Source organism: Embleya sp. NBC_00888, from assembly GCF_045207655.1.
GTDB lineage: Bacteria > Actinomycetota > Actinomycetes > Streptomycetales > Streptomycetaceae > Embleya.
The window spans coordinates 3,646,439-3,660,587 of sequence record NZ_CP108784.1 but is presented as its reverse complement, the minus strand read 5'-3'; the positions used below and the strand labels follow the sequence as shown (position 1 = coordinate 3,660,587).

Here is a 14,149-nt window from a genome sequence, read left to right as displayed (position 1 = left end):
GCCGTTCGGCGGCGTCAGCCGTACGCGCGCACCGCCGCCACCGCCTCGTCCCGGTCGAGCGCGGCGCCACGGGCGCAGGCGTCGGCGAACCCCGGATCGTCCACCGCCGCCCGGATCGCCGCCTCGGTGGCGGACGCGTCGACATCCACCCGGCTCCCGCCGCGCAGCGCCGTCGCCGCGCCCAGTAGCAGGCCGGCCCGCGCGCCGTCCCCGAGCAGTGCAGCCGTCTCGGCCAGCCCGAGCACCGCCGCCGCAGCCGCCGCGGCGGTGAACGACGGGGTGAGCGCGGCCTCCAGAGCCGCGACCTGACGCTCGCGCGCGGTCGCCGTGTCGCCCTCCGCCGCGGCGATCCGACCCAGGCCGCCCAACGCGCGGGACCGCGTCTCCAGGTACCACGCGGGTGCCTCGGCATCGCCGTACAGGGCCTGCCGGTACAGCCGGGTCGCCGCCGCCGGGTCCCCGGTCAGCCGGGCCACGTCGCCCAGGCCGCGCAGCGCGACCCGGACCTTCACGGGTGCCCCGGCGCGGCGTGCGAGTTCCTCGGCCCGGGCGTACTCCCGGCGGGCCGGCTCGAGGCGACCGGCGCGCAGATCCAGGTCGGCCCGGCAATTGAGGAAGTCCACCAGGTCCTCGGTCGAACCCAGGTCGGCGGCCAGTTCGACGGCCTCGTCGATCAGTGCCGCGGCGCCGGCCGGATCACCGTGCCAGTCGGCGAGTTGGGCCAGCGGTTCGAGCACGTTGGCCAGTCCCCAGCGGTCGCCCAGCGCGCGAAACAACCCGGCCGCCTCGGTCAGCGGTTCGCCCGCCGCCTCGGTGTTCCCGACGAACAGCGCGGAATAGCCGGTGCCCAGCAGCCCGACGGCCTTCGCCCACGGGCTGTCGGCGGCCTGCGCCGCGTGTGCGTCCGGATCGGCCCGATCCGGACCGCCGACCAGGGCCCACTGCACCATCAGCGCGGGATGGCGCAGCGGCCGGCGGATCGCGGACATGATCGAGGCGGCCCGGTCCAGCGCCGCCTCGACGACCGCGCCGCTGCCGGCCGTGGGGGCCGCCGCCGCGTTGAGCACACACAGGAGGTACTCCTCGTCGAGGTCGGCCGTGACGGCCGGTTCCCCGGCGAGGCCCGAGCCGTTGCCCGAGGTCGTCGCCCGCTCGATCCCGGACCCGTCGGGCGACCGCAGGCCCACCGCGACCGGCAGGTCCGCCGCCGCCTCGCCCGCCAGGCGCGCCGTCAACGCCTCGAACAGTTCGGTGGACCGCGCCGAGCTCGCACCGCGCCGGCCGCCCAGCCACCACGACCACGTGAGCACCGCGTGCAGCCGCAGCGCGAGCCGCAGGTCGGTGCGGATCGCCCAGCGCAACGCCGCGTCGGTGTTGGCGTGTTCGGCGGTCAGCCGGCGCAGCAGCGCGAGCTGACCGGGTCCGCGCAGACCCGCGTCCGCCTCGCCGGCCAGTGCCAGGAAGTAGTCCGCGTGCGCACGCCGGACCCGCTCCTCCTCACCCGCCTCGGCCAGCCGCGCGGCGCCGAACGCGCGGATCGTCTCCAACATCCGGAATCGGCCGCCGTCCCCGTCCGCGAGGGTGATCAACGACTTCTCGGTGAGTCCGGCCAGCAGGTCGTCGGCCTCGTCCTCGGACCCGCCGCAGACCGCGGCGACGGCGGCCAGGGTGGCGCCGCCGGTGAACACGGTGAACCGGCGGGCCAACGCGCGCTCGTCCGGGTCGAGCAGGTCCCAGCTCCACTCGACCACCGCGTGCAGCGTGCGATGCCTGGGCGCGGCCGTACGGCTGCCGCGCGAGAGCAGCCGGAACCGGTCGTCCAGGCGCGCGGCGACCTCGGTCAGCGGGAGGGTGCGCAGGCGGGCCGCGGCGAGTTCGATGGCGAGCGGCAGGCCGTCCAGCGCGGCGCAGATCCGCGCGACCTCGGGCGCGGTCTCCGCGGTGACCGCGAAGCCGGGCCGTACGGCGGCGGCCCGGGCGGCGAACAGTTCGATCGCCGGGGCGGCGCGCAGCGCGTCCAGATCGGCGTCCGGGTCGGGCAGCGCCAATTCCGGTACCGGGCACAACACCTCGCCGGTGATGCCCAGCGGTTCCCGCCCGGTGGCCAGGATCCGTACACCGGGACACTCGTCGAGCACCCGATGGGCGAGTTCGGCCGCGGCGCCCACCACGTGCTCGCAGTTGTCCAGGATCAGCAGCAGCCGGTGGCCGGCGAGTACCGAGACGATCCGCGCGCCGGGATCGACCTCGGCGGCCGACGCGGTCACGCCGCCGGCCTCGCGGATGCCCAGCGCGCTCGCCACCACATGCGCCAGCGCCGCGTCGTCGGCGGCCCGGGTCAGATCCACGAAGCACACCTCGTCCGCCGTGCGGGCGGCGGCCTCGATCGCCAGTCGGGTCTTGCCCGCGCCGCCGGGCCCGGTCAGGGTGAGCAGCCGCGCCGCGGGTCCCGACGCGGTCAGCCGGGCGAGTTCCGCCTCGCGGCCGACGAAGCCGGTCAGCCGGCCCGGCGGCGGGGTGAACATCGGTCCGGGCAGGGCCGGTTCCGGGGTCGGCGGGGGCGTGCTCGGCGTGTCGGGGCTGCGCGGGGCCGGGATCTCGCCGCGCAGCACGGCGACGTGTACGGCGGCCAGCTCGGGGGAGGGGTCGGCGCCGAGTTCGTCCGCGAGCACCCGACGCAGGTCCTCGTACACCTCCAGTGCCTCGGCTTGGCGGCCGGTGCCGTGCAGCGCGCGCATCAGCAGCCCGCGCGGACGCTCCCGCAACGGATGCGCCTCGACCAGCACACGCAACTCCGGGACCACCCCGCGCGGTGCGCCGATCGCGATCTCGGCCTCGATGTGATCCTCGGTCGCGGCCACCCGCAGCTCCTCCAGGCGGGTGGCCCGCGCCCCGGCGAACGGCACGTCCGCCAGCGCCGGCCCCCGCCACAGCCCGATCGCCTCGCCCAGCAGCGCGGTGGCGGACGCGTGCTCACCCGCCGCCAGCGCCGCCCGCCCGCCGCGCGCCAGTCGTTCGAAGCGATGCGCGTCCACCGCTTCCGGGTCCACCGCGACGCGATAGCCCATCGCGTGGAACTCGACGAGTTCGCCGTTGCCGCCATGGGCCCGCAGCCCGCGCCGCAGGCGGGAGACGTGCGACTGCAACGCGTTCGCGGCACCCGCCGGCGGGTCCTCGCCGTAGAGCCCGTCGATCAGTCGTTCGGTGGGCACGATGTGCCCCGCGTCCAGGAGCAACAGCGCGAGCAGCGCCCGCGCTCCCGGTCCGCCGGCGGCGATCGGGCTCCCGTCGGGGAGTCGAACCTCAACGGGTCCCAGGATGCCGAAGATCATGCGGCGATTATCGCTGTCCGGGATCACGGCGGGCGGGCCGTCGGCGAGGTCGGTGCGCGGCCCGGGAACACCTGCCGCGGAGCGCGTCGTTCCGCGGATGTCCTTGACGTTTCCATGTGGTTACTTGTCGTCGCGTTGTCGCGCCGGCGCGCATGGGGCGGTTCGCCCCGGGTAGGCGACTGATACACCCGACCCGAGGAGAGCAGCGTGACGGAACGGATCGACATAATTCGCGGAGCCCGCGGCGCGACCTGGACGCCCCCGGTGGCCGGCGCGTGCGCGACCGCGGATCGGCAGTTGTTTCTCGGATATCCCGGTGAACCCGTCGTCGCCCGTCTCGCCCGCGAGGAGGACGCCAAGCGCGTCTGCGCGCGCTGCTCCGTCCTGCTCGAATGCCGCGCGAGCGCGCTGGCCGAGACCAACCCGGTCGGTGTCCGAGGCGGCCTGACCCCCAACGAGCGCGGCGCCGTGCGTCGACGCCGCGCCTATCACTGACCTGCCGTCGGCCCGGGCGTCGGTCGGGCTCGGCCCGTGTGTCGGTCGGCTTCGCCGACGATGTGATCGTGCGGGGTGTCGGTGGTCAGCCGCGCCAGTTTGCGCAACAGCGCGGTCAGTTCCTCGGACTGTTCCGGTGACCAGTCCGCCATCACCTCGGTGAGTATCTGCCGACGGGCCTCGACCAGCGCCTCCAGCGCCTCGTGGCCCTTGGCGGTCAGCGCCATCGTGCCCTCGCCCAGCCGCTCGATGTAGCCGGCGAAGGTCAGCTCGTCGGCGTACCGACGGACCCGGTCCCGGGCCTCGTGCAGCCGGTGGGCGAGGTCGGGGATCGAGATCGGCCCCAGGAGGTCGAGCTGCACGAGCCCGTACGCGCACGGCACCGACAACTCGACGCCCGAGCGCTGGATCATGCGTTCGTAGCGCGACCAGCCGTTCTCCCGGTGCACCATCTGTGCCATCGCGCGCTCGATCTCCTCCACCGAACTGCGCGCGGTGGGCGACATCGGCGGCCTGGGCTCGGCCTCGCGGGTGGCCTCGCGCAGCGGGACCTCCTTGAGCAGGAAGGACAACACGAACGCGATCAGCACGATGCCCGAGGCGACCAGGAACACGGTCTGGAGCGACTCGGCGTAGGCGTGGATGAAGCCGGTCTTGGACGCCGGCGGCAACTTGTTCAGGTCTTCCGGGTTGATCGCGGACGCAGACCCGGTGCCGGTTCCCGGCGGCATGCCCTCGCCGCGCGCGGCGGCCTCGCGCAGGTGCACCGTGAGTCGGTTGTTGAAGATCGTGCCGAAGATCGCCGCGCCGAACGAGCCGCCGATGGAGCGGAAGAAAGTCGCGCCGGCGGTGGCCACACCCAGGTCCGAGTAGGGCACCGAGTTCTGTACCGCGAGCACGATGACCTGCATGACCAGGCCCAGTCCGATGCCGAAGACCAGCATGTAGAGCGAGGACGCGGCGGTGGTGGTGAACTCGTCCATCCGCGACATCAGGAACATGCCGACCGCCATCACGGCGGTGCCCAGGATCGGGTAGATCTTGTATCTGCCGGTCCGGCTGATCAGTTGCCCGCTGACGATCGAGGTGACCAGCAGGCCGCCCATCATCGGCAGCAGCCGCAGGCCCGACTCGGTCGGCGTGGCGCCGTTGACGACCTGCATGAACAGCGGCAGGAAGCTCAGCCCGCCCATCATCGCGAAGCCGACGATGAAGCCGATGCCGGCGGTCACCGAGAAGATCCGGTTGCGGAACAGCTTCAGCGGCAGCACCGGCTCCTGCGCGCGCCGCTCGACCGCGACGAACCCGGCGAGCAACAGCACTGCCGCGACGCCCAGTCCGATGATCTGCACGGAGGCCCACGGGTAGGTGGTGCCGCCGAAGGTGCTGAGCAGGACCAGGCAGGTGGTACCGCCGGCCAGCAGTGTGATGCCGAGGTAGTCGATGCTCGGCCGGGTGTGCATCTCCTTGGTGTGCAGCGCGGCGGCGATCACGGCCAGCGCGATCAGGCCGATCGGCACATTGATGTAGAACACCCAGCGCCAACTGAGGTTGTCCACGAAGAACCCGCCGAGCAGCGGCCCGGCCACCGAGGTGACCCCGAAGACCGCGCCGAACAGGCCCTGGTAGCGCCCGCGCTCGCGGGGCGGCACCACGTCGCCGATGATCGCCTGGGACAACACCATCAGGCCGCCGCCGCCGAGCCCCTGGATCGCGCGGAAGGCGATCAACTCGAACATGCCCTGGGCGATGCCGCACAGCACCGAGCCGATCAGGAAGATCACGATCGACGCCTGGTAGAGCTTCTTGCGCCCGAACAGGTCGCCGAGCTTGCCCCACAGCGGCGTACTCACCGTCGACGCGAGCAGGTACGCGGTGACCACCCACGACAGGTGGTTGAGCCCGCCGAGGTCGCCGACGATGGTCGGCAGCGCGGTCGACACGATGGTCTGGTCGAGCGCGGCCACCAGCAGCCCGAGCATCAACCCGGTCAGGATCAGCCCGAGTCGGGGCGTCGCCTCGGTCTTCGCCGGGCTGCTGCCGTTTCCTTCGGCGGTTTCGGCATGCCTACCGCGCGGCGCGCTCATCCGGGGGCCTCCTCGATCGATGCTCAAGGAGAATCCCCACACACAGGTATAAAATCCGCACCTATTCGTGGGACGGACAGCCCGGTCGGATCGAACGCCGACCGCGTCGCGCAGCAAACGCCGACCGGGCCGCATCCAGCCCGGCCGGCGTTTGAGGCCACCCTCGGCCGCAGGCCGGGTCAAACCCCCGGCCGCACGGCCCTAACGCGCGTGGTCGAAGTCGATCGCGCTGTACGCCCGCAGCTTCGCGAGCCGGTGCTGGCTGTCGATCTGGCGGATCGTGCCGCTCTTGGAACGCATCACCAGCGACGACGTGAGCGCCGTGCTCGAGCGATACCGCACGCCACGCAGGAGTTCGCCGTCGGTGATGCCGGTCGCCACGAAGAAGACGTTGTCGCCGCGGACCAGGTCGTCGGTCAGCAGCACGCGCGACAGGTCGTGGCCCGCGTCGATCGCCTTCGCCCGCTCGGCCTCGTCCTTGGGCCACAGGCGACCCTGGATCACGCCGCCCATGCACTTGATCGCGGCGGCGGCGATGATGCCCTCCGGCGTACCGCCGATGCCGAGCAGCAGGTCGACGCCGGTGCCGTCCTTGGCCGCCATGATCGCGCCGGCCACGTCGCCGTCGGTGATGAACTTGATCCGGGCGCCGGCCTCGCGGATCTCCTTGACCATCGAGTCGTGGCGGGGCCGGTCCAGGATGCAGACCGTGACGTCCTCGACGGCGCTGTGCTTGGCCTTGGCCACCCGGCGGATGTTCTCCGCGATCGGCGCGGTCAGGTCCACCACGTCGGCCGCCTCCGGGCCGGTGACCAGCTTCTCCATGTAGAACACGGCCGAGGGGTCGTACATGCTGCCCCGCTCGGACACGGCCATCACCGCGACCGCGTTGTTCATGCCCTTGGCGGTCAGCGTGGTGCCGTCGACCGGGTCGACCGCGACGTCGCACTCGGGCCCGGAGCCGTCGCCGACCCGTTCGCCGTTGAACAACATCGGGGCGTCGTCCTTCTCGCCCTCGCCGATCACCACGACACCGTTCATCGACACGGTGTGGATCAGGCTGCGCATCGCCTTCACGGCGGCGCCGTCCGCGCCGTTCTTGTCACCTCGACCGACCCAGCGACCGGCGGCCATCGCGGCGGCCTCGGTGACCCGGACGAGTTCGAGGGCGAGGTTGCGATCCGGGGCTTCCGGCGCGACCTCGAGCTGCGGAGGTACAGATTGGTCCGTCATCTGGCGGGCCTTCCTGTAGGGGAACCGGTCCGTAACCACGAGGGGTGCCCTGATCCCCGGGAGCCGTGCGTCATCGGTGCGGGTGGCACGGCGATTGCGCGGCCCCGAGTCCGGACTGGTTCCAACGGGATTGCCCCGATGTTATCGGTGAGCGGTGTTATCGGTGCAGGTAGGCCGTGTAAAACGAGCCGGCCCGCAATGCGACCATGTTCCGGTGGCGACAAAGTCGGGTCGAGAGACCGTCCGGGACATGGTTCTTTCCCTCGGAGCATGCGGCCTCGTGGTCGGCGCGTTGTTCCTGGTGGCACCGCACAACGGTGGGGATCCGGTGAAGCGGGTGCAGTACGAGCAGTCCTTCCGCCAGGCGGCCCGGGTCTCGCCGTATCCGCTGCTCGCGCCGCAGGGGCTGAGCGAGCAGTGGCGCGCGACGTCGGTGAACTACTCGGGGTACGACCGCAACCAGACCACGTGGCACATCGGCTTCATCAACCCGAACGACAAGTACGCCGCCGTCGAGCAGACCAACGGCTTCACCGACGAACTCGTCCGGGACAAGGGCAAGCGCGGGCAGCCGATCGGCAACCGGGACGTGGTCGGCGAGCAGTGGAAGGCCTACGACGGCCCCAAGTACCGCTCGCTGGTCCGCGTTCGCGACGGCGTGACCACGATGGTCACCGGCAATGCGAATTTCGAGGATTTGACCGTTCTCGCCGCATCCCTGCGAACTGCCGCCCCGTGAGCCGACGGCCGACGGATCCGTCGGCCATATCGGGGCGACTCGGGCGCCCGGGTGAACAGGATGTGCAGCGGCTTGTAAAGAGATTGTAAAGACCCCACGCCCTCCTCTGCCCCGCGCGTTACTCCCGCCCCTAGGGTCCGGAAGCCCGGTCGAACACGAGTCGGCATCGTCGTGACCCGATGGTCGCCCTCGCGTGTCCGCCGAGCTTTCCGAGCCGTCCCGATGTCGTGTGCGCTTGATCAGATCCCGCGCGACGTCGCTTTGCGTCCGGGGGGTCGCCCCCGGTCGGAAAGGGGAGCACGTTGAGTCCAGCGATACCCGGGAGGGGCCCGACGCCCCCGAGCGGCGCCCGGCGGGTCAAACGCCGTGTGGCGCTGTTGTCCGTTTCCGCGCTGGCGATCACGGGGCTGGCGGCCACGACCGCGCCCTCGACGTCGGCCGCGCCTACGCGCGTCGACACGACGAAGGCGGTGTGGAATCCGGGCCCCGAGGACCACTACGTCAACTCCGTCGACGCGGCCATCGACACCAGCGCGCTGCCCGGCGACCCGGCCAAGGCCGCGTCGCTGAAGGCACAGAACGCCGCGGCCGACCGCAAGAACTCCGACGGCAACCCCCGTGCCGCCGCCCAGATCAAGGAACTCGAGGCCGAGGCCGGGCGTACCGGCAAGAGCCCGGCCGAGATCAAGGCCGAGCGCAGCGGCAAGCCCGTCGACGCCAAGCAGACCGCGAAGCTGCTCACCGTCCTGGTCGAGTTCAACGACCAGGCCAACGACGACTTCTCCGGCTTCAAGCGACCGACCAGCGTTTCGGATCCGACCTGTGTGACCGAGCCTCCCGGCACGATCAAGAACGGGCCGCTGCACAACCGGATCCCGAACCCGGCGCTGAACCCGAACGACAACAACTCGCAGTGGGTGCCGAACTTCGACCAGGCCCACTACAACAAGATGCTCTACTCCAAGGAGGGCATCACCGAGCGCATGCGCACCGACCTCACGGGGCCGGACGGCAAGCCGGGCATCAGCCTCGCGGGCCAGACCATGCGCAACATGTACGAGGAGATGTCGGCCGGAAAGTACTCGGTTTCCGGTGAGGCGACGCCGTGGGTCAAGGCGCCGCACTCCGAGGCCTGGTACGGCGCGGGCGCCTGCGGCAACGCGCAGCAGGACAACAGCGGCAGCCCGGCCAACCCGCTCGGCGCGCAGCAGCTCGCCATCGACGCGGTCGACGAGTTGGCCAAGCAGCAGCCGAAGTTCCCGTGGGCCGACTACGACAAGGAAGACCCGGGCGACGCCGACCACGACGGCAACACCCAGGAGTCCGACGGTGTGGTGGACCACCTGGTCCTGGTGCACGCGGGCAAGGACAAGTCGGCCGGTGGCGGTGCCGAGGGCACCTACTCCATCTGGGCGCACGCGAGCACCGTGCTGTTCGGCCACCAGGTGCCCGGCAGCAACATCAAGATCGCGAACTACATCGTGCAGCCCGAGGACTCCGGAGTGGGCGTGTTCGCCCACGAGTTCGGCCACGACCTGGGCCTGCCCGACCTGTACGACAACTTCAGCGCCGGCCAGACGGACCTGAACTTCTGGGACCTGATGTCGGCCGGTTCGCACACCGGTGCGCTGTTCCAGTCGCAGCCCGCGCACATGGGCATCTGGGACAAGTACGCGCTCGGCTGGCTGACCCCCGACCTGGTCAAGGTCGGTGACCGACCCAAGGTCGCCACCCTGGGCCAGGCCGCCAAGACGCCCAAGGGCACCTCGCGGGGCATCCGGGTGAACCTGCCGAACAAGCAGGTCAAGGTCGGTACGCCGCACGGTGGCCAGAACATGTGGTACTCCGGTCAGGACCAGGCTTGGTCCGACATCCGGATCGAGCGGAACATCGCGGTGCCCGCGGGCACGGACGTGAAGTTCTGGATGTGGAACGACTACGTCATCGAGCAGGACTGGGACTTCGGCTTCGTCGAGGTGTCCACCGACAACGGTGCCACCTGGAAGCAGCTCGCGGTCAAGGACGAGTCGGGCAAGCTGGTCAGCACGCCGCCGGACTACCCGGACCCGACCAAGAACCTGGCCACGTTCCGCAAGACCAGCGGTCTGACCGGCGACAGCGGCGGCTGGCGGCACGACAACGTCGACCTGACCCCGTACGCGGGGCAGAGCGTCAAACTGCGGCTGGACCTGAACACCGACGCCGCGTTCATGGAGAAGGGTTGGTTCGCCGACGACTTCTCGCTCACCAACGGCGGCGCCACGGTGTGGTCGGACGACGTGGAGAGCGGCGACAACGGCTGGACCGCGATCAAGGGCACCAACGCGATCACCAAGGGCGAGGGTTGGGGCCGCACCGGCGGCACCTTCGAGCGGGAGCAGTACTACCTGCTCGAGTGGCGCAACCTGTCCGGCTTCGACGAGGGCCTGAAGTACGCGTACACCGGAGGCGTCAACGGCAAGACCAACCGGGTGCCGTACAACGCGCCGGGCATGCTGGTCTGGCTGCGCGACAACCAGTACCAGAACAACGGTGTCAACTTCAACATCGACAACGGGCCCTCGTGGGGCCCCAAGGGCGAGCTGTTGATCGTCGACTCGCACCCGGACCCGCTGCGCTACACCGGCGAAGCCGCGGCGCAGTTCCCGCAGGTCGACCCGAACACGCCGAACATCGAGCGGCGGAACGTCTTCGCCAACCTGCCGACCCGGCCGCAGGCCGCGAACGCGGCGTTCGGCTTCGTCAAGACGTCGCCGTTCACGGACTGCATCCCCGGTACCGCGTACTGCACGTCGTTCCCGGCGCAGGCGCCGGTGACGCTGTTCACCGACACGGTGGGCTGGGCGCCGGGCACCGAGCTCTACAAGGGTCGGGTGCTTCCGAAGGACCGCTACGGTTCGACCGTGGTGCCGGCGAAGGCGCCGTACTCGACCAAGGTCACCAAGGCGGACGGTTCGCTGGACCGGGACAACTTCGGCAAGGTGTTCCACGGTTCCGAGCTGGGCACGGGCAACCCGGGCTTCGACAAGGGCTACGGCGTGACCGCGCTGCCGGTCCTCCCGCTGCCGGGCAACTCCGGCGCGGTGGTCTGGATCCTGCCGGCGCAGAAGTAGCCGCCGCCGCGCACGTGTTCGTCGCGTGCGGGTAGCCGCGTACCGGTTCCGACGGAAGGGGCGCTCCCGAATTCGGGAGCGCCCCTTCTGCCGTGCGCGGCGCGCGGCGCCGGCGGGTCAGTCCTCCTCGACCGCCTCGTCCGACTCGGTGCCCGCGCGCTCCGCCCGGACCGCCGCGTCCAGCCGGGCCCGGGCGCCGTCGAGCCACTGCTCGCACACCACGGCGAGTCGCTCGCCGCGCTCCCACAGGGCCAACGACTCCTCCAGGGTGATGCCGCCGGTCTCCAGGCGGCGCACGACCTCGATCAGCTCGTCACGGGCCTGCTCGTAGGCCGGTGCCTCGTCCGGCGCGGGTGCGGTCTGCTCGCTCATGCCGCCAGCCTAAGGCCGGATCACGGGCGGGCCGACGTGACCCGCACGGTGGCGCCGCGGTCCGGACGCTCCCTCGACAGCGGCGCGACCAGCGTGGCCGAGGCGCCGTAGGCGAGGTCGGGACCGGGATCGCCGGTGCCGAGCACGGAGCCCTTGTACGGCACGCCGTAGTGCGCCGGATCGGGCGCGCCGTCCGCGTCGACCACGCGGGTGCTGTACGGGCCGCGCGCGGGCACCACGGTCGACCCGTCGGTGAAGCGGTCCACCGGCGCGCCGTCGACGTACTCGACCCCCGGCGCCCAGCCGCGGTCGTCGCCGAACGCGCGGACCGGTTCGCGGGGCGCGAAGTCCTGACACCACGCGCCGTTGCCGTGACACGCCCCGAACGCCGGGGTGGGCAGGAAGCCGAACGCGGCGTCCGCGGACTGCGCTCGACTCTCCAGGTTCTTCCGGGGGTTGCTCTTGACCAGGTAGTGTTCGCCCGCCTCGCCGGTCCACCGGCGCGGATCCGGATGCGCGTCCACGAGCAGCGTCTGGCCCTTGGCGCCGTAGCTGGGCGGCGCGCTCAGATTGAAGTTCACGCCGTTGTTCTGGTACTCGGCGTCGCGCAGCCACACCAGCATGCCGGGCACGTCGTAGGCCAGTCGGCGCACCCGCACGCCGCGAGGGTCGCTGTGCTCGGCGGTGTACGCGTACCGCAGGCCCTGGTCGAAGCCGACCGGCGCGCGCCACTCCATCAGGTAGTACTGCTCGCGGTCGACCTCGCCGGAGGTCCGGCCCCAGCCGGCCCCGCGGGTCACCGTGTTGGTGCCCTTGATCGCGGTCCAGCCGTTGTCGCCGCTCTCCACGTCGTCCGACCACACCGTGGCGCCGCCGTTGGTGAGCGAGAAGTCGTCGGCGAACCAACCCTTCTCCATGAACGCGGCGTCGGTGTTCAGGTCCAGCCGCAGTTTGACGCTCTGCCCCGCGTACGGGGTCAGGTCGACGTTGTCGTGCCGCCAGCCGCCGCTGTCGCCGGTGAGGCCGTTGACCTTGCGCAACTCGGCGAGGTTGCGGTTCGGGTCGGGATAGTCGGGCGGGGTGCTGACCAGGTTGCCCGCGTCGTCGTGCACGGCGAGTTGGGTCCAACTCGCGCCGTCGTCGGTGGACACCTCGACGAAGCCGAAGTCCCAGTCCTGTTCGATGGTGTAGTCGTTCCACATCGAGAAGGTCGCGGACCCGCCGGCGGGCACCGCGAGGTCGCGGACGAGTCGGGCGTCGGACCATTCCTGGTCCCGCTCCGAGTACCACATGTTCGCGCCGCTGTGCGGGGTGCCGATCCGGACCCGTTCGGCGGGCAGGTCGACCCGAACCGCGGCGAGGGTGCCGGGCGCGGGGTCGGCGGCGGCGCCGAGCGAGACGGTACGCGGGCCGCCGCCGACCGGGACCACCGGCGGATCGATCCAGCCCAGCACGTACTTCGACCACGCGCCCATGTGCGCGGGCATGGTCTGGAACAGGGGCCCGGCGTGCGAACCGGAGGACATCAGGTCCCAGAAGTCGACGTCGGTCTCGCCGCCGCTGAAGTTGTCGTACAGGTCGGGCAGGCCCAGGTCGTGGCCGAACTCGTGGGCGAACACGCCCACTCCGGAGTCCTCGGGCTGCACGATGTAGTTCGCCACCTTGAGGTCGGTGCCCGGGATGGGGTGTCCGCGCAGCACGGTGCTCGCGTGCGCCCAGATCGCGTAGGTGCCCTCGGCACCGCCGCCCGCCGACTTGTCCTTGCCCGCGTGCACGAGCACGAGGTGGTCGATCACGCCGTCGGGCTCCTGGGTGTCGCCGTCGTCGTCGGCGTCGCCCGGGTCCTCCCGGTCGTAGTCGGCCCACGGGAGGTTCGGCTGCCGTTTCGCCAACTCGTCGACCGCGTCGGTGACGAACTGCCGCACGCCGCGCGGGTTCTGCGGGCTGCCGCTGTTGTCCTGGCGGATCGCGCCGCAGTGGCCGGCCGCGTACCAGGCCTCGGAGTGCGGCACGCTCACCCAGCCCGCGGCCTCACCGCCGATCGAGTACGCGCCGTGCGACATCTCCCGGTACATGTTGCGCATGGTCAGTCCCGCGAGACTGACGCCGGGCCGGCCGTCCGGGCCGGTGAGGTCGGGACGGACCCGCTCGGTGACGCCCTCCTCGGAGTAGAGCATGCGGTCGTAGTGGGCCTTGTCGAAGTCCCGGACCCACAGCGTGTTGTTGTCCCGGCCGGCGACGGCCGGGTCGGGGAGCAGGTTGTGCCGGGGGCCGTTCTTGACCGTGCCCGGCGGCTCGGTCACGCAGGTCGGGTCCGCGACGCTCGTCGGTCGGCCGAAACCGGAGAAGTCGTCGTCGGCGTGGTCGTTGAACTCGACCAGGATGGTCAACAGCCGGGCGTCCCGGGTGCCGGTCCCGGCCTGGGCACGTGGGCTGACCCCGGTCCGGGCCGCGGTCGCCTCGGCCCGGGCGAGCCGGCGAGCGGGGGCGGGGTTGCCGGCGGCGAACTTGCGGTCGTACTGCCGGGCCCGCCGGTCGGCCGCGAGCGCGCGCTCACGGACCTCGGGGGACACGCCCGGCGGGCCGTCGGGCGGCAGCGGGTCCCTGGGCGCGACGTAGTTGACGTAGGAGTCGGCGGCTGACGGATTCCACCGCGCGGGCGAGTCGTCGGCGGCGGCCACGGAGGACGTGGCGACGCCGGTGAGCAACAGCGCGGACGCGGCGAGCAGATGACGCAACACACGCGCAAACTAAGCCGTTTTCGCCGCCGATCGGGTG

At 71.6% G+C, this 14,149-nt stretch carries 8 protein-coding genes; 3 read left to right on the top strand and 5 right to left on the bottom strand.

Features of this window, described 5'->3' with window-relative positions; genetic code table 11:
* Positions 1-14: 14 nt before the first annotated feature.
* Positions 15-3,332 (bottom strand): BTAD domain-containing putative transcriptional regulator, encoded by a 3,318-nt coding sequence (locus OG948_RS15010; protein ID WP_406296947.1) that lies wholly within the window; start codon positions 3,330-3,332, stop codon positions 15-17.
* A 207-nt stretch (positions 3,333-3,539) separates the two neighbouring features.
* On the opposite strand from OG948_RS15010, the gene OG948_RS15005 reads away from it, so the two are divergent.
* Complete coding sequence (locus OG948_RS15005) at positions 3,540-3,827, top strand: WhiB family transcriptional regulator (protein WP_406296946.1); 288 nt, start codon at positions 3,540-3,542, stop codon at positions 3,825-3,827.
* Here OG948_RS15005 and OG948_RS15000 read toward each other — a convergent pair.
* A complete protein-coding gene (locus tag OG948_RS15000; protein WP_406296944.1) occupies positions 3,821-5,914 on the bottom strand; it encodes an MFS transporter in 2,094 nt (697 codons plus the stop codon). The two genes, OG948_RS15005 and OG948_RS15000, sit on opposite strands and share 7 nt — an antisense overlap.
* A 201-nt stretch (positions 5,915-6,115) precedes the next feature.
* The gene (gene glpX, locus OG948_RS14995; protein ID WP_020556582.1) at positions 6,116-7,147 is read right to left on the bottom strand and encodes a class II fructose-bisphosphatase; all 1,032 of its coding nucleotides are present in this window, start codon (positions 7,145-7,147) and stop codon (positions 6,116-6,118) included.
* 154 nt (positions 7,148-7,301) lie between these two features.
* Between glpX and OG948_RS14990 the strand changes: the two genes are divergently transcribed.
* Both OG948_RS14990 and OG948_RS14985 read left to right on the top strand, forming a co-directional pair.
* Entirely contained in the window at positions 7,302-7,886 is a 585-nt protein-coding gene (locus tag OG948_RS14990; protein ID WP_406296943.1) for a DUF4245 domain-containing protein, read from the top strand.
* A 368-nt stretch (positions 7,887-8,254) separates the two neighbouring features.
* Positions 8,255-10,999, top strand: coding sequence for an immune inhibitor A domain-containing protein (locus OG948_RS14985; RefSeq protein ID WP_406296941.1), 2,745 nt, complete (start codon positions 8,255-8,257; stop codon positions 10,997-10,999).
* A gap of 117 nt (positions 11,000-11,116) precedes the next feature.
* Here OG948_RS14985 and OG948_RS14980 read toward each other — a convergent pair whose 3' ends face one another.
* Together OG948_RS14980 and OG948_RS14975 are read right to left on the bottom strand one after the other, a co-directional pair.
* Positions 11,117-11,371 (bottom strand): exodeoxyribonuclease VII small subunit, encoded by a 255-nt coding sequence (locus OG948_RS14980; RefSeq protein WP_406296940.1) that lies wholly within the window; start codon positions 11,369-11,371, stop codon positions 11,117-11,119.
* Positions 11,372-11,391: 20 nt separating this feature from the next.
* A complete protein-coding gene (locus tag OG948_RS14975; protein WP_406296938.1) occupies positions 11,392-14,112 on the bottom strand; it encodes an immune inhibitor A domain-containing protein in 2,721 nt (906 codons plus the stop codon).
* Positions 14,113-14,149 lie beyond the last annotated feature (37 nt).